Source organism: Rhodococcus sp. NPDC059234 (genome assembly GCF_042754225.1).
Taxonomy (GTDB): Bacteria; Actinomycetota; Actinomycetes; order Mycobacteriales; family Mycobacteriaceae; genus Rhodococcus_G.
Genome location: NZ_JBHZAH010000037.1, coordinates 13,722 through 34,906, shown reverse-complemented (window position 1 = coordinate 34,906; position 21,185 = coordinate 13,722). Strand labels below are relative to the sequence as shown.

Annotated in this window: 16 protein-coding genes; 5 read left to right on the top strand and 11 right to left on the bottom strand. The window is 69.9% G+C overall.

The window, feature by feature from the left end; translation table 11 throughout:
* Positions 1-38: 38 nt before the first annotated feature.
* Positions 39-701 carry a potassium channel family protein gene (locus tag ACFXGJ_RS10825; protein WP_378618821.1) on the bottom strand — a complete coding sequence of 221 codons (663 nt, stop codon included), beginning with the start codon at positions 699-701 and terminating at the stop codon, positions 39-41.
* 46 nt (positions 702-747) lie between these two features.
* Entirely contained in the window at positions 748-1,413 is a 666-nt protein-coding gene (locus ACFXGJ_RS10820) for a potassium channel family protein (RefSeq protein WP_378618818.1), read from the bottom strand.
* A gap of 198 nt (positions 1,414-1,611) precedes the next feature.
* Here ACFXGJ_RS10820 and ACFXGJ_RS10815 point away from each other — a divergent pair, with 198 nt between their 5' ends.
* From ACFXGJ_RS10815 to ACFXGJ_RS10800, 4 genes are all read left to right on the top strand, one after another.
* Positions 1,612-3,624, top strand: coding sequence for an APC family permease (locus ACFXGJ_RS10815; protein WP_378618816.1), 2,013 nt, complete (start codon positions 1,612-1,614; stop codon positions 3,622-3,624).
* A complete protein-coding gene (locus tag ACFXGJ_RS10810; RefSeq protein ID WP_378618813.1) occupies positions 3,621-4,898 on the top strand; it encodes a class I SAM-dependent RNA methyltransferase in 1,278 nt (425 codons plus the stop codon). Before ACFXGJ_RS10815 ends, ACFXGJ_RS10810 begins: the two co-directional genes overlap by 4 nt.
* Positions 4,899-5,054: 156 nt before the next feature.
* The gene (locus ACFXGJ_RS10805; RefSeq protein WP_378618810.1) at positions 5,055-5,546 is read left to right on the top strand and encodes a MarR family winged helix-turn-helix transcriptional regulator; all 492 of its coding nucleotides are present in this window, start codon (positions 5,055-5,057) and stop codon (positions 5,544-5,546) included.
* Complete coding sequence (locus ACFXGJ_RS10800) at positions 5,543-7,132, top strand: MDR family MFS transporter (RefSeq protein ID WP_378618807.1); 1,590 nt, start codon at positions 5,543-5,545, stop codon at positions 7,130-7,132. The genes ACFXGJ_RS10805 and ACFXGJ_RS10800 overlap by 4 nt, the downstream gene beginning before the upstream one ends.
* A gap of 63 nt (positions 7,133-7,195) precedes the next feature.
* On the opposite strand, the gene ACFXGJ_RS10795 is transcribed toward ACFXGJ_RS10800, so the two are convergent.
* From ACFXGJ_RS10795 to glsA, 4 genes are all read right to left on the bottom strand, one after another.
* Entirely contained in the window at positions 7,196-7,822 is a 627-nt protein-coding gene (locus tag ACFXGJ_RS10795) for an SIMPL domain-containing protein (RefSeq protein WP_378618805.1), read from the bottom strand.
* Between the two features lie 8 nt (positions 7,823-7,830).
* Positions 7,831-8,670 carry an ABC transporter permease gene (locus ACFXGJ_RS10790; RefSeq protein WP_378618802.1) on the bottom strand — a complete coding sequence of 280 codons (840 nt, stop codon included), beginning with the start codon at positions 8,668-8,670 and terminating at the stop codon, positions 7,831-7,833.
* Entirely contained in the window at positions 8,667-9,653 is a 987-nt protein-coding gene (locus tag ACFXGJ_RS10785) for an ATP-binding cassette domain-containing protein (RefSeq protein WP_378618800.1), read from the bottom strand. Before ACFXGJ_RS10785 ends, ACFXGJ_RS10790 begins: the two co-directional genes overlap by 4 nt.
* 61 nt (positions 9,654-9,714) lie before the next feature.
* On the bottom strand, positions 9,715-11,553 hold the full coding sequence (gene glsA, locus ACFXGJ_RS10780) for a glutaminase A (protein ID WP_378618797.1): 1,839 nt from the start codon (positions 11,551-11,553) through the stop codon (positions 9,715-9,717).
* 196 nt (positions 11,554-11,749) lie between these two features.
* Here glsA and dxs point away from each other — a divergent pair, with 196 nt between their 5' ends.
* Entirely contained in the window at positions 11,750-13,672 is a 1,923-nt protein-coding gene (gene dxs, locus ACFXGJ_RS10775) for a 1-deoxy-D-xylulose-5-phosphate synthase (protein WP_378618794.1), read from the top strand.
* A 21-nt stretch (positions 13,673-13,693) separates the two neighbouring features.
* Here the strand turns inward: dxs and ACFXGJ_RS10770 are convergent, their stop codons facing one another.
* From ACFXGJ_RS10770 to ACFXGJ_RS10750, 5 genes are all read right to left on the bottom strand, one after another.
* The gene (locus ACFXGJ_RS10770) at positions 13,694-15,139 is read right to left on the bottom strand and encodes a sugar porter family MFS transporter (RefSeq protein WP_378618792.1); all 1,446 of its coding nucleotides are present in this window, start codon (positions 15,137-15,139) and stop codon (positions 13,694-13,696) included.
* A gap of 126 nt (positions 15,140-15,265) precedes the next feature.
* Positions 15,266-16,273, bottom strand: coding sequence for an iron-siderophore ABC transporter substrate-binding protein (locus tag ACFXGJ_RS10765; protein WP_378618789.1), 1,008 nt, complete (start codon positions 16,271-16,273; stop codon positions 15,266-15,268).
* Between the two features lie 156 nt (positions 16,274-16,429).
* Entirely contained in the window at positions 16,430-17,440 is a 1,011-nt protein-coding gene (locus ACFXGJ_RS10760; RefSeq protein ID WP_378618787.1) for an alpha/beta hydrolase, read from the bottom strand.
* A 320-nt stretch (positions 17,441-17,760) separates the two neighbouring features.
* Positions 17,761-19,866: a 3-hydroxyacyl-CoA dehydrogenase NAD-binding domain-containing protein gene (locus ACFXGJ_RS10755; RefSeq protein WP_378618784.1), complete on the bottom strand. Its 2,106-nt coding sequence runs from the start codon at positions 19,864-19,866 to the stop codon at positions 17,761-17,763.
* Positions 19,866-21,086 carry a thiolase family protein gene (locus tag ACFXGJ_RS10750; protein ID WP_378618782.1) on the bottom strand — a complete coding sequence of 407 codons (1,221 nt, stop codon included), beginning with the start codon at positions 21,084-21,086 and terminating at the stop codon, positions 19,866-19,868. The genes ACFXGJ_RS10755 and ACFXGJ_RS10750 overlap by 1 nt, the downstream gene beginning before the upstream one ends.
* Positions 21,087-21,185 lie beyond the last annotated feature (99 nt).

Here is a 21,185-nt window from a genome sequence, read left to right as displayed (position 1 = left end):
CCGAACGCGGGGTGAGTGCCGAGGTCACCTCGACGCGGTCAGCGCTTGACGCCGACCGCCGCGCGCAGTTCGTCCTCAACCTCGACCGACGCCACGAACAGCAGTTCGTCGCCGCCCTCGATCGGGTCGTCCTGCTGCGGCACGATCACCCGACCGCCGCGGATGATCGTGACCAGCGCGGCATCGCGCGGCAGCTGGATCTTGCGCACCGGCTTGCCGGCGAGCTCGGTGTCCGCCGGCAGGGTGATCTCGACCAGGTTGGCCTGTCCCTGACGAAACGTCATGAGCCGGACCAGGTCTCCGACCGAGACGGCCTCCTCGACGAGTGAGGCGAGCATCCGTGGCGTCGAGACCGCCACGTCCACGCCCCAGGACTCGTCGAAGAGCCACTCGTTGCGCGGATCGTTGACCCGGGCAACGACTCGGCGGACGCCGAACTCGGTCTTGGCGAGCAGGCTGACCACGATGTTGACCTTGTCGTCGCCGGTCGCGGCGATGACCACGTCGTAGGACTCGAGTTTCGCGGACTCGAGCAGTGCCAGCTCGCAGGCGTCGGCGTGCACCCAGTGCGCCTCCGGGATCGCCTCGGGGTCGACGTGTTCGAGTTTGCGCTCGAGCAGCGTCACGTAGTGCTCGCCGCGGACCAGTTCGCGGGCAATGGAGCGGCCTACGGCGCCTGCTCCGGCGATTGCGACTCTCATCGGTGCCGTCCGATCGGGTTGGGGAGGTGGGCGGGAAGGTGGGCGATCACGAGTCGCTCGGCGGCGGGGTGGCGGCCAGCGCCACGGCCTCGGCGACCGTCCCGGACACCGCGGCGATGTACACCTGGTCGTCGGCCTGGATCACGGTCTTGCGGTCGGGCAGCAGCCCGGTGCCGAACCTGATCAGGAAGGCGACCCGGGACGTGGTGAACTCCTCGAGCTCGGTCACCAGGTGGCCGACCCAGTCCTCGTGCAGGTCCAGTTCGGCGACCGCCACGGTGCCCGACGGGTCGCGCCACTTGGTGGTGTGCGATTCGCGGGTGAGGTGGTGCAGGAAGCGGTCCGTGGTCCACGGGACCGTCGCGACGGTCGGGATGCCGAGCCGTTCGTACACGGCCGCGCGCTTGGCGTCGTAGATGCGGGCGACGACCCGGCCGACGCCGAAGGTCTCGCGCGCCACCCGGGCGGAGATGATGTTCGAGTTGTCGCCGGAGGACACCGCCGCGAACGCCTCCGCCCGCTCGATGCCCGCCTTGAGCAGCACGTCGCGGTCGAATCCCATCCCGACCACCCGCCGCCCGGTGAACTCGGGGTCGAGACGCCGGAACGCCTCCGGGTCCCGATCGATGATCGCGACCTCGTGACCGATCCGGGCCAGTCCGGCCGCGAGGGCCGATCCGACCCGGCCGCACCCCATCACGACTACGTACACCGCTGGCCTCCGCTCATCGGTTCCCCGACGCTGTCTCGAGCTCGCCGCGGCGCGGCGAAGTTGAATGAACCCGAACGGTACCGCCCCAAGTTCGCCGCTGCCCGCGCACCTCGGCATTCCGGGCCCGGCGCGGCGCCACAGTTCCGGTGAACGGCCCGCGATGGCACTGGATCGGTTCCGACGGCTTACGCTTTCCCGGTGTCAAAGCTGTCGACCGCGACCAAGCGGCTGTTGGTGGGTAGACCGTTCCGAAGCGACAAGTTGGGGCACACGCTGTTGCCCAAGCGGATCGCCCTGCCGGTCTTCGCTTCCGACGCGATGTCCTCCGTGGCGTACGCACCCGAGGAGATCTTCCTCGTGCTGTCGGTCGCCGGTATCTCCGCGTACGCGTACACGCCGTGGATCGGCCTCGCCGTCTGTGTCGTGATGGCGGTGGTCGTCGCGAGCTACCGGCAGAACGTGCACGCGTATCCGTCGGGCGGCGGCGACTACGAGGTCGCGACGACCAACCTCGGGCCGACCGCCGGTCTGACCGTCGGCAGCGCGCTGATGGTCGACTACGTGCTGACCGTTGCGGTCTCGATCTCGTCGGCGGCCTCGAACATCGGCTCGGCGGTGCCGTTCGTGGCCACCCACAAGGTGTTGTTCGCGGTGGCGGCCATCGCGCTGCTCACCGCGATGAACCTGCGCGGCATCCGGGAATCGGGCACGGCGTTCGCCATCCCGACCTACGCGTTCATCGTCGGCATGTTCCTGATGCTGGTGTGGGGCCTGTTCCGCATCTACGTGCTCGGCGACAACGTCCAGGCCGAGTCCGCCGGATTCGAACTCCACGCCGAGGACCAGCACATGTTCGGCATCGCGTTCGCCTTCCTGATCGCCCGCGCGTTCTCGTCCGGCTGTGCGGCGCTCACCGGTGTCGAGGCGATCAGCAACGGCGTGCCCGCATTCCGCAAGCCGAAGTCGCGCAACGCCGCGACCACCCTGCTCCTGCTCGGCACCATCGCCATCGTGCTGTTGATGGGCATCATCATCCTCGCCCAGAAGATCGGCATCGTGTACGCCCACGACCCGGCCACCCAGTTGTCCGGTGCGCCCGCGGGCTACCAGCAGAAGACCCTGATCGCGCAGCTGGCCGAGGCCGTCTTCAACGGGTTCCCGGTCGGCTTCTACTTCATCGCCACCGTCACCGCGCTGATCCTGGTGCTCGCCGCGAACACCGCGTTCAACGGGTTCCCGGTGCTCGGTTCGATTCTCGCGCAGGACCGCTACCTGCCTCGCCAGCTGCACACCCGCGGCGACCGGCTCGCCTTCAGCAACGGCATCCTGTTCCTGTCCGGCGCGGCGATCGCCTTCGTGGTGCTGTTCGGCGCCGAGGTCACCAAGCTGATCCAGCTCTACATCGTCGGTGTGTTCGTCTCGTTCGTGCTCAGCCAGACCGGCATGATCCGGCACTGGACCCGGCACCTGAAGTCCGAGTCGGATCCCGCCCAGCGCAGGAGGATGAAGCGCTCGCGGGTGATCAACTCCATCGGACTCGCGATGACCGGCGCCGTGCTGGTGATCGTCCTGCTCACCAAGTTCGCGGCGGGCGCGTGGATCGCGATCGTCGCGATGGTCGCGATCTTCGCGGTGATGAAGATGATCCGCAGGCACTACGACAGCGTCGCCGCCGAGCTCGAGGAGGTCGAGTGGGACGGCGTGCTGCCGAGTCGCACGCACTCGATCGTGCTCGTGTCCAAGCTGCACATGCCCACGCTGCGGGCGATCAACTACGCGAGGGCGACCCGGCCGGACACGCTGGAGGCGGTCACGGTCAACGTCGACGAGCCGGACACCCGCGCGCTGGTGCGCGAGTGGGAGCGCAGCGACATCACGGTGCCGCTCAAGGTGGTCGAGTCGCCGTACCGCGAGATCACCAAGCCGGTCCTCGACTACGTCAAGCGGGTGCGGCGTGACTCGCCGCGGGACGTGGTGACCGTGTTCATCCCCGAGTACGTGGTCGGTCACTGGTGGGAGCAGATCCTGCACAACCAGAGCGCGCTCCGGCTCAAGAGCCGGCTGCTGTTCCAGCCCGGCGTGATGGTCACCAGCGTGCCCTGGCAGCTGACCTCCTCCGAGAAGGCCCGCGATCGTGCGCGGCGGGTCGAGCCGTCGGCCGCGCCCGGCGCGACCCGCCGCGGGTTCGACGCGCCCGAGGGAAAGCAGTGAGCGAAAGCTGGTTCGGACGGGAACTCGAACTGCGGCTGGGCAATCCGGGTCACGGCGGGTTCTGCGTCGCCCGCCACGACGGCCGCGTCGTGTTCGTCCGGCACGGGCTGCCCGGCGAGCTGGTGCGGGCCCGCGTCACCGAGGACCGTGGCGGCTCGTTCTGCCGGGCCGACGCGGTGGAGATCGTCGAGGCCTCGGCCGACCGAGTTCCGGCGCTGTGCCCGATCTCCGGCCCGGGCGGCGCCGGGTGCTGCGACTTCTCCCACGCGAGCCTGCCCGCGCAGCGTGCGATGAAGGCGTCGGTGGTCGCCGAGCAGTTGCGTCGCCTCGCCGGGGTGGAGCGCGAGGTCGAGGTCGAGGACCTGCCCGGGACGGGCAACGGCACCGGCTGGCGGACCCGGCTGAGGCTCGCCGTCGACGCGGACGGCAGGGCCGGCTTCCACGGGTACCGCAGCAGCCGGGTGGTGACCGAACTGCTCTGCCCGCAGCCGGTTCTGGGGATGTACCAGTCGCTGGACGAGCGGGACTGGCGGCCGGGCGGCGAGATCCAGGTCACCGTCGACGCGGACGGGTCCCGGCACGTGGTCGAGATCGAACCGGCGCGGGTCTCGCGCACCGGACGTCGCAGTCCGGGCCGACGGGGTGCCACCGCCCGGCGGGCCGCGTCCGCGGGACCGCGGCGCGAACACGTGGTCATCGGGAGCGGTCGGGCCGTCGAGCGGGTGGGCGGCCGGGAGTGGGAACTGTCGGCAACCGGCTTCTGGCAGGCGCATCGCGGCGCCGCCGGCGCCTACTCGGCGGTGGTCGGGGAGTGGTCGGGTCTGACCCCCGGCCGGGCGGCCTGGGACCTGTACGGCGGTGTCGGCGTGTTCGCGGCGGAACTGGGCCGGCAGGTCGGCGACCGCGGCACGGTCGTGTCGGTGGAGTCCTCACGCGGCGCGGTTGTCGACGGCCGTGCCGCGCTCGGCGACCTCGGGCAGGTGCGACTACTGGCCGAACGGGTCGAGTCGGCACTGGGGGAGCTGCCGGTGCCGGTGGACGCGGTGGTCCTGGACCCGCCGCGGTCCGGCGCGGGTCGTGCGGTGGTCGAGGCCGTCGCGGCGGCGAATCCGGCGACGGTGATCCATATCGGCTGCGATCCGGCCGCGTTCGGTCGGGATGTCGGGCTGTACCTGGGCCAGGGCTACCGCCTCGAGCGGCTGCGCGCGTTCGACGCCTTCCCGCTCACCCATCACATGGAGTGTTTGGCGCTGTTGGTGCGGGCTTCGAGCTAGACGGCGCTCGTCCGCCCCGCCCGACGACCAGCTCGGTCGCCTGCACCACGAGGTCGGGAGTCTGCTGCGTCACAACAAGTTGCTTGGGCAATACAAGCAATATATAGTTGCTTACTGCAAGCATCATTAATGTCTCTTTACTCGAGGGATGCAGTCATGACCGTCCGTACCGCGACCGCGGAGGATCTCGTGGAAGAGGTCTTCCTCTTCGGCCGGGTTCTGCGCAACGTCCTCGTCGCGGGCAGCGACGACGGCCTGCCGCCCGCGCTGCTCGGCGTCCTGCACGTGCTCGTCACCGTGGGGCCGTGCCGGCAGAACGAACTGGCGAACCACCTCTGTGTCAGCCAGTCGTCGCTGAGCCGGCAGATCGCCGACCTCGTCGACGCGGGCTTCGTCGAACGACGTCCCGACCCGGTGGACGGGCGGGCATCGCTGGTGCAGCTCTCCGAGTCGGGTGCAGAACTACTGAACAAGAACAAAGAAGACCGAGCCGATCGTCTCCACGACCTGCTCGCGGGATGGAGTCAGGACGAGGCCGACGCCGCTCTCGCCTCGCTTCGCCACCTCAAGAACACCTTCTCGACCCCGCCGGCGCGGAAACCCGTGGCCGGAACCAATTCTCATCTTCCGGGGGGACACCGCCCATGACCACCACCCAACCGACAGGGCGGCACGCCGCCCCGCCCGGCGCCGAGCAGCTCATGACGCACCGCGAGATCCTCGAGGTGCTCGCCGGACTGCTGGCGGCGCTGTTCACCGCGCTGATCAGCTCGACCATCGTCTCGACCGCGCTGCCCACCATCATCGGCGACCTCGACGGCAGCCAGACCCAGTACGCCTGGGTCATCACCACCTCGCTGCTGGCGACCGCGGCGTCCACCCCGATCTGGGGCAAGCTCTCCGACCTGTACAACAAGAAGACCCTGGTCCAGAGCGCGATCGTGATCTTCGTGGTCGGCTCGGTGATCGCAGGCCTCGCACAGAACGTGCCGATCCTGCTCGGCGCCCGCGTCGTCCAGGGCGTCGGTATGGGCGGCCTGACCGCCCTCGTCGTGGCGATCATCGGCACCATCATCCCGCCGCGTGATCGCGGCCGGTACTCGGGCTACACCGGTGCGGTCATGGCCGTCGCGATGGCCGGCGGTCCGGTCCTCGGCGGCGTCATCGCGGACGGGCTCGGCTGGCGCTGGTGCTTCTTCGTCTGCGTCCCCCTCGCCGTGATCGCGCTGTTCCTGCTGCAGAAGACGCTGCACATCGAGACCGAACGCAAGGACGGCGTGTCCATCGACTGGCTCGGCGCCACCCTCCTCACCGCGGGCGTCTCCGTGCTGCTGGTGTGGGTCTCGTTCGCGGGCAAGCCGACCTACTACGACTGGTTCTCCGCCGAGTCCTTCGGGCTCGTCGCCCTGGGCCTGGTGCTGCTGATCGCCACCGTCTTCGTCGAGAGCAAGGCGAAGTCGCCGATCATTCCGCTGCCGATCGTGCGTGAGCGGACCACCGCGCTCGCCATCACCGCCTCGGTCGCGGTGGGCGTCGGACTGTTCGGTGCCACCACGTTCCTGGGTCAGTACTTCCAGACCGCGCGCGGGCACACCCCGACCGAGGCCGGACTGCTCACCATCCCGATGGTCTTCGGCATGCTCGTCGGCACCGTCGGCTCGGGTCAGCTGATCACCCGGTTCGGCAAGTGGAAGGGCTTCGTCGTCGTCGGCGCGGTCCTGCAGATGGTCGGGTTCCTCATGCTGAGCACCATCGACCACGAGACCAAGACGTGGTTGATCGGGCTGATGATCGCGGTGCTGGGTCTGGGCACCGGCATGCTGATGCAGAACGTCGTGCTCGCGGTGCAGAACACGGTCAGCGTGCACAACATCGGCGCGTCCAGCAGCGTGGTCGCCTTCTTCCGCACGTTCGGCGGCGCGATCGGCGTCTCGGTCCTCGGCTCGGTGCTCGCCACCCGCGTCACCGATCTCACCGCGCAGGGATTCGCGAAGCTCGGCATCGACAGCCACACCCCGGGCGGCGGCGGCAACCTGAACCTCAAGGCGCTCCCGGCGCCCGTGCAGGACGTGATCCGGGCGTCCTACGGCGACGCGACCGGCCGGATCTTCCTGATCGCGGCCGGGGTCGCGGTGGTCACGCTGATCGCGGTGAGCTTCCTGCCCAACAAGCCGCTGCGCACCACGATCGACCTGAAGCCCTCCGTTGCCGACGAGGAGTACGCGAAGGTCTGAGCCACCGCGGAGGGAGAGACGGCCCGACCCCCACGAGGGGCCGGGCCGTCTCTGTCTCGGGCGTCAGACCAGACGCCAACGCACCCGCACCGACGCGGACAGTTCGGTCTCGCCGCGCTCGATCGGCATCGCGTCGTGCGAGGCGCTCGCGGCACGCAGCATCGGCCGCGGGGTCGCCGGCGGCTCGGCGCCCTCGCACACCTCGAGCACCTTGCCCAGTTCGCGGTCGGAGAGGCGAGCGAACTGCGTCGCCTTGGTGAGGGCGTCGGCGAACGCGGCGTCGCGTGCCGCGCTCAGCAGCGCCGCCTGCTCGGCGACCGCGAGTTCCAGGCCGCCGAGCCGGACGTCGTCGCCGCCCGCGGCGACGCACTCGCCGATCACCCGACCGGGCTCGGACAGCTCGCGCAGGGTCACCGACAGTGAGGTGCTCGCGACGTAGCCGACGACCTGCTGGCCCGCGCCCTCCTGCCACACGGTGTCCGCGTGCACCGACAGCCCGGTGGTCGCGATGTCGGCCGGCGCTACCCCCGCCGTGTGCAGGGCGGCGGACACGGCCCGCGCCGCTTCGGCCGCCCGCTCGAACGCGCCGGCCACGTCGGGACGCCGGACCTCCACCGACACCGTGACCCGCATGACGTCGGGCACGGCGGCGGCCACCCCGTTGCCGGTGACGGTGACGGACGACTTCATCTCGCTCCTCACGACTTCCGGTTGTACAGGCGCATGGTGATCGGGCCGAAGACCAGGACGAATCCGGCGCACCAGGCGAGCACGATGCCCAACTGGGCGAACTCGAGGCTGCCGGCCATCAGGCCGCGGATCGCGGTCACCAGCTTGCTGATCGGGTTGACGTCGACGAACGACCGGAGCCAGCCCGGCATGGTGGACGGGTCCACGAAGATGTTGCTCGCGAAGGTGAGCGGGAACAGGATGAACATCGACACGCCCATCACCGCCTGCTCGGTGCGCATCAGCATCGCGAACATCGTCCAGATCCACGACATGCTGAACGAGAACAGCAGCAGCAGTGCAATGGAGGCGACCACCCCGATCACTCCGCCCTGCGGCCGGAAGCCCAGGATCAGGCCGAGAATCATCACGATCACCGACGCGATGGTGTAGCGGACGACGTCGCCCAACAGCGCGCCGACCAGGGGAGCGGGCCGCCAGATCGGCAGCGACCGGAACCGGTCGAAGACGCCCTTCTCGATGTCCTTGTTCAGCGTGAGCCCGGTGTACATCGTGATCATCACGACCGTCTGCACCAGGATCCCGGGAATCAGGAACTGGACGTAGGCCTCGGTGGAACCGGCCAATGCGCCGCCGAACAGGTAGGTGAACATCAGCGTGAACATGATCGGGAACATGGTCACGTCGAAGAGCTGCTCGGGGACGTGTTTGATCTTCAGCAGCGCGCGCCAGCCGAAGGACAACGCCGCGGTCAGGCCGCTGGGCCGGGCGGGTCGGGGGCCGTCGAGCGCGAGGGCCTCGCCGACAGCGGTGGCGGTGGGGTCGGAACGTTCGGCGGTGGAGGTCATGACGCGGTCTCCCTCGTGGTCTGCGGTGCGTCGGATTCGGCGGGGTGGCCGGTCAGGGCCAGGAACACCTCGTCGAGGCTGGGCTGGCCGAGCGCGAAGGTGGTGACCTCGATCCCCGCGTCGTGCAGGGCCGGCAGCGCGCGGGCCACCCGCCGGGGATCGTCGGTGCGGGCGGTCAGTGCCGCGGGATCGGACTCCTCGGCGACCTCGACCCCGAGGATGTCGGTGAGCAGCACGGCGGCGGCGCTGCGCCGCGACGGATCGGCGACCCGCACGTGCAGGGCACCCGACCCGACGGAGGCCTTCAGTTCGCCGGTGGTGCCCTCGGCGATCACCCGGCCGTGGTCGATGACCGCGACCCGGTCCGCGAGCTGGTCGGCCTCGTCGAGGTACTGGGTGGTCAGCAGCACGGTGGTGCCGCCGTTCACGAGCGCGCGGACGATCTCCCAGACCTGGTTGCGGCTGCGGGGGTCGAGGCCGGTGGTCGGCTCGTCGAGGAAGATCAGCTCGGGGGTGACGATGATGCTCGCCGCGATGTCGAGGCGCCGCCGCATGCCCCCGGAGAAGTTCTTCACCTGTCGCGATCCGGCCTCGCTGAGGTCGAACGCGGCCAGGAGCTGAGCGGCACGGTCGCGGGCCGCGGCGCGGGAGAAGCCGTACAGCCGCGCCAGCAGGAGCAGGTTCTCGGTGCCGGTCAGGTCCTCGTCGAGGGAGGCGAACTGGCCGGTCAGCGAGACCTTTCCGCGCACCGTGTCCGCATCGCGCCGGACGTCGTGCCCGAGCACGCGGGCGCTGCCGTCGTCGATCTCGAGCAGGGTGGCGAGCATCCTGATCGTGGTTGTCTTGCCCGCTCCGTTGGGGCCGAGGACGCCGTACACGCCGCCAGTGGGGACGGAGAGGTCCACGCCGTCCACCGCGACGTTGGATCCGAATCGTTTGACGAGGCCATGGGTTTCGATCGCGAGATCTGTGTCGACGCGCATGGGGTCCACCCTGTCCGATTTCGGTGGATCGGGCAACGGATTTACCCGATCGGATCCGGTGTCACCGGGCGCGGATCAGCGGGCCCGCGGTCGTGGTCATCGTGCGGATCGCCGTGTCGAGCTGTGCGTATGCGCCCTTGGCCAGCCGGTCCAGGAGGGCCAGCTTGAGTTCGGGCGCCTCCGCGGTCAGGGCCGCGAACCGCTCCGGTGGCAGCACCGCGAGCCGCACCGGGCTGTCGGTGTGTACGTCGTTGAGGAACGTGCCGCCGATGAGCGTCGGCATCTCCCCGAACGACATGCCGGCACCCAGCGTGGTGATCCGGTGCGGTGTCCCGTCGGCGCCCGTGACCACCGTGCTGACGCGGCCGGACAGGATCAGGAAGATGCCGGCCGCGTCGTCGCCGCGTCGCACCACCGTCCTGCCGCCCGCGATCTCGCGGATCTCGAGGTCCTTCGCGAAGCGCTCGCGCTGCGGCCCGGTCAGCTCGGCGAGCAAGGGGTGCTCGGCGAGCGGGATCTCCGCCGGGGTCCGGTCGGCACCGCAGTGCCGGTCCAGGATCACCTCCTCGCACCACTCGAGCGCGCTGTCCAGGTCGACGAACACCCGACCGCCGGCGCCGGTCGGCGCGATGGTCGAGCTGGTGTAGCCGAGCAGTCCCTCGGGGTCGACGAAGGCGGCCCGGCAGCCCTGTGCGTCGAGCGCGTCGTGCAGGTCGGCGAGCATGCGGCCGGCCACCTCGCTCACCTCGTCGACCCGCCGAATGTCCACCACCAGCGCCTCCAGGTCGTCGCCGCGGTCGCCGATCTCCCGGACCGCGGTCTCGGCGCCGGCGAACAGCAGGTCGCCGTGCAGTTCGTAGATGCGGGCGCGGTCGCCGAGCCGCTCGAGCGTGTCCAGTTCCGGACCGCTCCGTCGCTGCCGCGAGGGGGCCTCGCCGACCGTGTAGCTGGACCGGATCGCCGAGCGCGCCGCGCGGGTGACGTGCAGGAAGTGCAGCTCCAGCTGACGGGAGAGTTCCTGGCAGGCCTGCACCCCGCGCACGCTGTTTCCGTGCGCGTCGAGTCGCGGCGAGTGCACGGCGATGCCGATCTGCCCAGGCAGGACGGCGAGGACGCCGCCGCCGACCCCGCTCTTGGCGGGCAGACCGACCCGCGCGATCCAGTCGCCCGCCGCGTCGTACATGCCGCACGAGGTCATCACGCTCAGGACGCGTTCGACCAGGGTCGGGGCCAGGGCCTGTTCGCCGGTGATCGGGTTGGTCCCGTTGTTGGCCAGCGTCGCGGCCATCACCGCGAGGTCCCGGGACGTCACGTTGATCGAGCACTGCCGGAAGTACAGGTCGACGGCCTCGTCGGGATCGCCGGTGATGATGTCGAACGAACGCAGCATGTGCCCGATGGCCCGGTTCCGGTGCCCGGTGCGGGCCTCGGAGGCGTACACGTCGGCGTTCATGGTCAGCTCGCGTCCGGCGTACGTCGAGTAGCAGCGTCGCAGGCGCTCGAAGCGCTCCGCGGGGTCCGCACCCGCGATCAGTGACGCCGAGGTGATCGCGCCCGCGTTGATCATGGGGTTCCGCGGCCGCTCGGTCAGCGGGTCGAGGCTGATCTCGTTGAACGGCTCGCCCGAGGGTTCGACGTCGATCTTCTCCGCGACGGCGGCGAGCCCGCGATCGGCGAGGGCGAGGCCGTAGGTGAGGGGTTTGGAGATCGACTGGATGGTGAACTCCGTGCCCGACCCGCCGGCTTCGTAGACGAACCCGTCGCTGGTGGCCAGGCACAGGGAGAACTCGTCGGCGGGGACCGCGGCCAGTTCGGGAATGTAGTCGGCGAGTGCGCCCGCCCGGTTGTCCCGGCACAGCGCGAACACTTGACCGATGATCGCGTCCACCACGTTGCGCATGGCGACAAGACTCGCACCGTTCGCGGCGGCCCGCGAGCTGTGAATCAACTCACCCCGTTCGGCATAATGGGGCTGGCAGCGTGACTGCGGCGCGCCGCGTCCGGGTACGCCTGGTGCCCGGTGGGTAAGGGCCTCCGTAGACTGGGTCGGTCGACCGGCTGGCGGTTGCTGTGTTTGCTCGGAGGGAGCGATCTCGTTGGGTGTTCTTTCTCGAGTCCAGACGCCCGGTGACCTTCGCGGCCTGACCATCCCGCAGATGCGTGAGCTGGCCGCCGAGGTGCGCGAGTTCCTCGTGCACAAGGTTTCCGCGATGGGTGGGCACCTCGGCCCGAACCTCGGCGTCGTCGAGCTCACGCTCGCCCTGCACCGAACCTTCGACTCGCCCAACGACGCGATCATCTTCGACACCGGCCATCAGGCCTACGTGCACAAGATCGTCACCGGCCGCAAGGACCAGTTCGACACGCTGCGCACGAAGGGCGGCCTGTCCGGCTACCCGTGCCGCGCGGAGAGCGAACACGACTGGGTCGAGTCCTCGCACGCCTCCGCGGCGCTCTCGTACGCGGACGGGCTGGCGAAGGCGTTCGAGCTGACCGGTCAGGACCGGCACGTGGTCGCGGTGGTCGGTGACGGTGCCCTGACCGGCGGCATGTGCTGGGAGGCGCTCAACAACATCGCCGCGGGCAGCGACCGGTCGGTGGTCATCGTCGTCAACGACAACGGCCGCTCCTACGCCCCGACCATCGGCGGCCTCGCCGACCACCTGGCGGCGCTGCGGCTGCAGCCGGGCTACGAGAAGGTCCTCGACAACAGCCGCCGGCTGGTCAAGAAGATGCCGTGGGTCGGCCGCGCCGCCTACCAACTGCTGCACGGTATGAAGGCCGGCATCAAGGACATGGTCAGCCCGCAGGTGATGTTCACCGATCTGGGCATCAAGTACCTGGGTCCGGTCGACGGGCACGACCAGGCCGCGCTCGAGTCGGCGCTGCGCCGGGCGAAGGACTTCGGTGGACCGGTCATCGTGCATGCCGTCACCCGCAAGGGCATGGGGTACGCGCCTGCCGAGAACCACGAGGCCGACCAGATGCACGCGATCAACCCGAAGGCGGGCGCCGCGACCGCCGCGCCGGCGCCGGCGTGGACCTCGGTGTTCTCCGAGGAACTGATCGCGCAGGCCGAGCAGCGTCAGGACGTCGTCGCGATCACCGCGGCGATGCCCGGCCCGACCGGCCTGGCGGCCTTCGGCGACCGGTTCCCGGACCGGATGTTCGACGTCGGGATCGCGGAGCAGCACGCGGTGACCTCGGCCGCGGGCCTCGCACTCGGCGGCCTGCACCCGGTGGTCGCGGTCTACTCGACGTTCCTCAACCGCGCGTTCGACCAGTTGCTGATGGACGTCGCGCTGCTCGGTCAACCGGTGACGCTGGTTCTCGACCGGGCGGGCGTGACCGGCTCGGACGGCGCCAGCCACAACGGCATGTGGGACTTCTCGCTGCTCGGCATCGTGCCCGGCATGCGGGTCGCCGCCCCGCGTGACGCGGCGACCCTGCGCGAGGAGCTGGACGAGGCCCTCGCGGTCGCCGACGGACCGACCGCCCTGCGCTTCCCGAAGGGATCCGTCGGCGACGACATCCCGGCGCTGGAGCGGATCGACGGCGTACTCGACGTCCTCGCCATGCCCGACGGACGGCGCGGCGACGTACTGATCGTCGCGGTCGGCCCGTTCGCGGCGGTGGCGCTCGAGACCGCCGAGCGGCTGGGACAGCAGGGCATCACGGCGGCGGTCGTGGACCCGCGCTGGGTGCTGCCGGTGCCGCAGTCGGTGGTCGACCTCGGCGCCGACTTCCGGATGGTCGTGACCCTCGAGGACAGCGGCGTGCACGGCGGCATCGGGTCCAGCGTGTCCGCTGCCCTGCGCGCGGCCGGGGTGGACACCCCGGCGCGGGACGTGGGTGTGCCGCAGAAGTTCCTCGACCACGCCTCCCGCGGTGAGATCCTCGCCGAGATCGGCCTCACGGCACAGGATCTGGCGCGTCAGATCACCGGCTGGGTGGCCGCGATGCGTCCGCAGGAGCAGGAGACGTCCGAGCTCGGCACCGGGACGCCGGGCGTCGCGTAGCCGTCGTCCGCGACCGGGTCGTCAGCCGGCGGCCTCGAGCGTGCGGCCCCGGGTCTCGGCGACCAGTTTCCACACGACGACGAAGGACACCGCAGCCATCACCGCGTAGCCGCCGTAGGTGAGCGAGAGATTCCAGTCGGCGAGGGCCGGGAAGGTCGCGGACACGAGGAAGTTCGCGACCCAGTTGGCGGCGGTGGCGATCCCGACCGCGGCGGCCCGCACCCGGTTCGGGAACATCTCGCTGATGAGCACCCACACCACCGGGCCCCAGGAGAAGGCGAAGAAGAACACGAACGCGTTGGCGGCGATCAGGGCGATCGTGCCGTTGACGCCTTCCAGGGTGGCCACGGACTCGCCGATGTCGTTGGTGGTGATGACCGCCGAGTGGAAGCAGACGGCTGCGGTGCCGAGGGAGACGGCCATGCCGATCGAACCGATCAGCAGCAGCGGCCGGCGGCCGATCCGGTCGATCACCGCGATCGCGACGAAGGTGCCGACGATGTTGACCAGGGCGCTGACCACGCTGATGAACAGTGACCGGTCCTCACCGAATCCGACGGCCTGCCACAGGGTGCTCGAGTAGTAGAAGATCACGTTGATCCCGACGAACTGCTGCAGCGCGGCCAGCGCGATGCCCACCCACACCAGTGGCGCCACGCCCATCCGCTTGGAGAACAGTTCTCGCACCGAGGTTTTCGTCCGGTGCTCGCTGAGCGAGGCGCGGATCTCGTCCATTCGGACGGTCACCGCCTCGTGGTCGCCGCCCTCGAGGCCGGAGATGATCACCCTGGCCTCCTCGTCGCGGCTGCGGGCCACGAGGAAGCGCGGCGACTCGGGGATGGTGTAGGTCATCACCAGGTAGAGCAGCGCGGGCACGGCCTCGAGCGCGAGCATCCACTGCCAGGCCTCGACCCCGGCGAGTTCGTTGCGGGCGCCGCCGGCGGCCGCGTTGAGCGCGTAGTTGACCAGCTGCGAGACCGCGATGCCGAGCACGATCGCGAGCTGGTACATCGACCCGAGGCGGCCGCGGATCGCGGCGGGGGAGATCTCGGCGATGTAGGCGGGCGCGATCACAGACGCGATGCCGACCGCGATGCCGCCGAGCACGCGCCAGGCGGTGAGGTCGTACACGCTGAACGGAAACGCCGAGCCGATGGCGCCGACCACGAACAGCACGGCGGCGATGCGCATCACCCGGATCCGGCCGAGCCGATCGGCGAGTTCGCCCGCGATCCAGGCGCCGAGCGCGGCACCGAGCAGGGTCAGCGAGACGGTCAGACCCGTTCCGCCCGCACCGATGTCGTACTTGTCGCGGATGGCGCCGACCGCGCCGTTGATGACCGCGGTGTCGTAGCCGAACAGGAAGCCGCCGAGCGCCGCGGCGGCGGCGAACATGACGGCGTGGCCGATGTCCGCTCGTGCCGCGCCATTGCCGGGGCCGCCGTACACAGTGTCGCTGCTTGCCATGGTCGACCCCTAGCGCGCCCCGCGGTCGACGCTCCATTGCGTCGTGCAGCACCCGGAGCACTTCGACGCTACTGCGGGTTCGGCTCTCGTGCTCGGCATTCGTCGGCGGGTCGGGCCGGAACGGGGTCAGCCGGCTCGCTCGGCGGCCTCCGACAGCTGCGGGACGATCTTGTCGAGGACCCACGGGATGCTCAGCACGCTGACGCTGCTCAGTCCGGACACGACCTGCTCGTCGCTCAGCACCACCGCCGAGCCGCGGCCGAACGCGGCGAGCTGCGCCAGCGCGGGATCGGAAGTGGGACCGGTGGTTCCGCTGACGAATCCGACCACCACGTCCGCGTCGATGTCGCGGAGGTTCTCCAGCGAGATCGACTTGAAGAAGTTCCCGTCCGGATTGTCCGCGGCCAGCACCTCGACGCCGGGCGCGTTGACGAAGCCCAGCTCGGTCAGCACCTGTACCCGGGGGTCGGTGGGGAGGTAGACGTTCGCCTCGCCCGCGGCCGTGTCGAGATTGACCACGGTCAGCGTCTTGCCGGCGAACTCGGGGTGCGCGGCCGAGGTCTGCGCGAGGGTGTCGCCGAGGCGCTCGATCAGGGCGCTGGCCTCGGCGGGCTTGCCGACGGCCCTGCCGACAAGGGTGGTCTGGTCCTGCCAGCTGGTCTGCCAGGCCTTGCCGGGGTAGGCGACCGTCGGCGCGAGCGTGCTGAGTTTGTCGTAGTACGCCTTGTCGAAGCCCTCGTAGGGGGCGAGGATCGCGTCGGGTGCGAGCGCCGCGAGCGCCTCGATCGACGGTTCGCCGGCCCTGGGGTCCTCGTACAGCGTGGTCCGGGCCGGGTCGTAGAACTTCTCGGTCCACGGCATGATGCCTGCCGGTGTGGCGCCGTAGGTGTACTTCGGCTGGCCGACCGGCGAGAGCCCGAGGGCATAGAGCACGTCCTGTGCATTCCAGCCCATCGTGACCAGTCGCTCGGGGGCACTGTCGATGGTGGTGGTGCCGAAGGTGTTCTCGATGCTCACGGGAAAGGCGCCCTCGCCGCCGTCGGCGGCGGTGACGGAGTCCCCGGAATCGGTCGAGCAGCCCACGAGGGTGGTGAGGGCGAGGGCGGCGATGCCGAGACGAAGAAGCGGTTGCACATAGGGTAGCCTAGCCTATGTTCTGCTGGAGGTGGGGTCGCATCGTCGGGGGTTCGTGGTCCGCCGGCCGTCGCGCCACAGACGAGTCCGCGCCCCGGGCGAGGTGCCCCGGGGCGCGGACTCGTCAGACGTGGACACGTTGTCCGCTGGGACGAATCAGCCGATGTTGGCCGACAGGTCGGGAATCATGCGGTTGACCTGGTCCTCCCAGTTCTTCCAGTTGTGCACGCCCGTGGCGGGGTAGTCGTAGTGGACGTTGTTCGCCCCGAGGGTGGCCATCCGGACCTCGAAGGCGCGGGTGTTGATCAGTGCCAGCGCCTCCAGCGGAACGGCCTGGACGATGCCGAGGGCGTCGTTGACGTCGCCCTGACCGGGCACCGCGCTGCCGGAGGAGATCCACAGGCGGGTGTTGTTGTCCTTCAGTCGTGGCGCGAACACGAACGGGTCCATCCGTAGCCACTGCGGGCCCCACGGCGGCGCCATCGCGTCGATGTTGAAGCCGCCGGCGGAGATCATCGCGACGCGCAGGGCCTCACGCATGCCGGGTGCCGAATTGTTGAGGAAGCCGGAGTACGAGCCCGCAAAGCTGAACTGCTGCGGGAAGTACGCGGCCAGGGTCAGCGCGGCGCTGCCGCCCATGGACAGGCCGAACACACCGTTGCGGGTGGATCTGAACCCTTCGCGCTTGGCCAGCTCGCTCGGCAGCTGTCGGGTCAGGAAGGTCTCCCACCTGTAGGTGTTGACCTTGCCGTCGACGTCGCCCGCAGCGTCCGAGCTGCCCAGCCCCGACGACCCGCCGGAGCTGCCGGTCGAGGACCCGAGGTCGCCCGGGCCCCAGGTGCTCGGCGCGTTCCAGTCCGCATAGAAGCTCGACTCGCCACCGACCGGCATCACGACGTTGATGTTCGCGGCGGTCAGCGCGCGGGCGACGTTGGTCTCGATCTCCCAGCCGTTGAGGTCGTTGCGGGCACGCATCCCGTCGAGGGCATAGACGACACGATTCCTGTTGCCGTCCGCGGCACGGAAGATGCGGGACTTGATCGGCCCCATGTCGCTGTCGACCCAGAAGTCGTATCCGAAGTTCGGGTCGAACGCCGCGTTCGCGATGCCGACGGGACCTGCTACCGACACCCCGAGCGGTAGCAGCATCGCCAGCGACACCAGCATCGAGCGCTTGAGCCGTGTGGTGGCTCTCCCGCCTCTCAGACGTCTTAACTGCATTCTGTTTCGGCCTTTCCTTGGCGCGGCCATGTACTGCCGCGGTTGACGGGCCCATGCACCCTAACGCCTCCGTCGCGCCGCGAGCCCGTCAAAACGTCCTCGTGGCGAGATGTGTCCGTATCTTCACCACTTGCCCGGATTTGTCGTGATTCCGCCATATTTGCAGGTCGGAGGCTTAGGTGCGCGTCCGACAGCCCGCCACGCGAAACGGGCGCGACACGGGAAGTTCCCGTATCGCGCCCGTTTCGTGACGTGAGTCGTCTCGGCTAGACGCTCGCGACGCCCTCGGCCAGGAAACGCCTGCCGTTGACGGCCTCCGAGGTGCCGGTGCGGTCCAGGTACGGGGTGATGCCGCCGTTCCAGAAGCCGAACCCGCCGCCCAGGATCAGGCAGAGGTCGATGTCCTCGGCCGCCGCGACGACGCCCTCGTCGAGCATGATCGCGATCTCCTCGGCGAACGCACGACGCGTCCGCTCGAGCACCTGCTCGGCGGTGGAGACCTTGTCGCCCTGCGGCCACAGCGCGGCCACCTCGGGGTCGACGGTCTGGCCCTCGGGGCCCCAGGTCCACACGCCGGGCTTGCGCGCCTCGACGAGGGCCTCGAGGCCGGGGGAGGACTTGAACCGCTCCGGGTACGACTCCTGCAGCGTCTCGCCGGTGTGCAGCGCGACGGCGGGGCCGACGAGGGCGAGCAGGGTGAACGGGCTCATCGGCATGCCGAGCTCGGCGATGGCGTTGTCCGCCACGTCGAACGGGGTGCCCTCGTCCACCGCGGACATGACCTCGCCGAGGGTGCGGGTGACGAGCCGGTTGAACACGAAGCCGGCCTTGTCGCCGCAGAGCACCGCGGACTTGCGCAGCGACTTCGCGGTTGCGAACGCCGTTGCCAGGGTGGCGTCGTCGGTCTTCTCGCCCCTGATGATCTCGAGCAGAGGCAGTACCGCGACGGGGTTGAAGAAGTGGAAGCCGACCACGCGCTCGGGGTGCTTCAGCTCGGACGCCATCTCGGTGATGGACAGCGAGGAGGTGTTGGTCGCGAGGATGGTCTCGGGCGCGATGTGCTCCTCGAGCTCCGCGAAGACCTTCTTCTTGACGTCCATGTTCTCGAAGACGGCCTCGATGACGAAGTCGGTCTTGGCGAACGCGGCCTTGTCCAGCGAGCCGGACACCAGGGCCTTGAGGCGGTTCGCCGCGTCCGGGGACAGCCGGCCCTTGCCCTGCAGCTTGTCGATCTCGGCGTGCACGTAGCCCACGCCCTTGTCGATGCGCTCCTGGTCGATGTCGGTGAGGATCACCGGCACCTTGAGCTGCTTGACGAACAGCAGCGCGAGCTGGCTGGCCATCAGTCCGGCACCGACGATGCCGACGCCGGAGACCTTGCGCGCCAACGACTTGTCCGGCGCACCGGCGGGGCGCTTGGCCCGCTTGTTGACCAGGTCGAAGGCGTAGAGGCCGGCGCGCAGCTCGTCGGTGACGAGCAGGTCCGCGAGGGCCTCGTCCTCGGCCGCGAATCCGGCGTCGAGGGACGCGGAGTCGGTGAGGTCGAGACCGCGGGCCAGTTCGAGCAGCGCGACCGTGCGCACCGCGCCGGGCGCGTTGTTCTTGGTCTTGCCCGCAACGATCGCCTTGGCGCGGGCGATGGCCTCGTCCCAGCCGGCGCCGCGGTCGATCTCCGGGCGGGCGGGGGTGACGGTGCCGGCGACGACCTGTGCGGCCCAGGCGAGGGACTGCTCGAGGAAGTCGGCGGAGCCGAGGACCACGTCGGCGATGCCGAGCTCGAGGGCCTTCTGCGAGCCGATGACCCTGCCGTTGTTGAGCGGGTTCTCGACCGCGACGGTGACGGCGTTCGACGGTCCGATCAGGTTGGGCAGCAACTGGGTTCCGCCCCAGCCGGGAACCAGGCCGAGCATCGCCTCGGGCAGGCCGAGCGCACCGACGTTGTCGGCGAACGTGCGGTAGTGGCAGTGCAGTCCGACCTCGAGGCCGCCGCCGAGCGCGACGCCGTTGACGAAGGCGAAGGTCGGGACGGACGACTCGCGCAGGCGACGGAAGACCTTGTGGCCCAGGCGACCGAGCTCGACGCCCTGCTCGCGGCTCGTGATGGACGGAACACCCTTGAGGTCCGCGCCCGCGGCGAAGATGAACGGCTTGCCGGTCACCGCGATGGCGGACGGGTTCGCGGCGAAGGCCTCGTCGATGGCCTTGTCGAAGGCCAGCAGGCCGGCGGGCCCGAAGGAGTTCGGCTTGGTGTGGTCGAAACCGTTGTCGAGGGTGATCAGCGCGACCGGGCCCTCGATGCCGGGGACCGAGATGATCTTGGTGTATGCGTTCGTCACGACCTCGTCGGCGAATGCGGTTGCGATGTCAGTCATTACGCGACTCCGGCTTCGTAATCGGCGTGGTTGGGGTTCTCCCAGATGACGGTTCCGCCCATGCCGAGACCGATGCACATGGTGGTCAGGCCGTAGCGGACGTCGGGACGCTGGGCGAACTGGCGGGCGAGCTGGGTCATCAGGCGCACGCCCGACGACGCGAGCGGGTGGCCGCACGCGATGGCGCCGCCCCACTGGTTGACCCGCGGGTCGTCGTCGGCGATGCCGAAGTGCTCGAGGAACGCGAGCACCTGCACGGCGAAGGCCTCGTTGATCTCGAACAGTCCGATGTCCTCGATCTTCAGGCCGGTGCGTGCGAGCAGCTTCTCGGTCGCGGGGACCGGGCCGATGCCCATGACGGCGGGGTCGACGCCCTGGTAGGCGAAGCCGACCATGCGCATGGCGACCGGCAGGCCGAGTTCGGCGGCGGTGTCCTCGCCGGCGAGGATCGCGGCGGTGGCGCCGTCGTTGAGGCCCGCGGCGTTACCGGCGGTGATGCGGCCGGCCGGGCGGAACGGGGTCTTGAGCGCGGCGAGGTCCTCGACGGTGGTGCCGGGGCGCGGCGGCTCGTCCTCGGTGGCCAGTCCCCAGCCCGCGGCGGAGCGGGTCGCGACCGGCACGAGGGTGTCGGCGATGAAGCCGGCCTTCTTCGCGGCGTCGTACTTGTTCTGCGACGCGACGGCGTAGGCGTCGGTGCGCTCCTTGGTGATGGTCGGGAACCGGTCATGCAGGTTCTCGGCGGTGTTGCCCATCACCAGGGCGCTCGGGTCGACGAGCTTGTCGGCCAGGAACCGCGGGTTCGGGTCGGCGCCCTCGCCCATCGGGTGCCGGCCCATGTGCTCGACGCCGCCGGCGACCACGACGTCGTACTGGCCGAAGCCGATGCCGGACGCGGTGGTGGTGACCGCGGTCATCGCGCCGGCGCACATGCGGTCGATGGCGAAGCCGGGCACGGTCTCGGGCAGGCCCGCGAGGATTGCGGAGGTGCGGCCGATGGTCAGACCCTGGTCACCGGTCTGGGTGGTGGCGGCGACGGCCACCTCGTCGATGCGCTCGGGCGGCAGCTGCGGGTTGCGGCGCAGCAGCTCGCGGATGGCCTTGACGACGAGGTCGTCGGCGCGGGTGTCGGCGTAGATGCCCTTGGCCCCGGCCTTGCCGAACGGGGTGCGGATGCCGTCGACGAAGACGACTCCGCGGCCCTGCTGAGTGGATGGAGACACGCTGTTTCCTCCTGGTGGAGATGCTCACCGCCAACGTCCGGGGTGAGGCTCGGGTTGCCCTCGTAGCGCACAGACCCACGCACGCTACCGGTCGGTAAC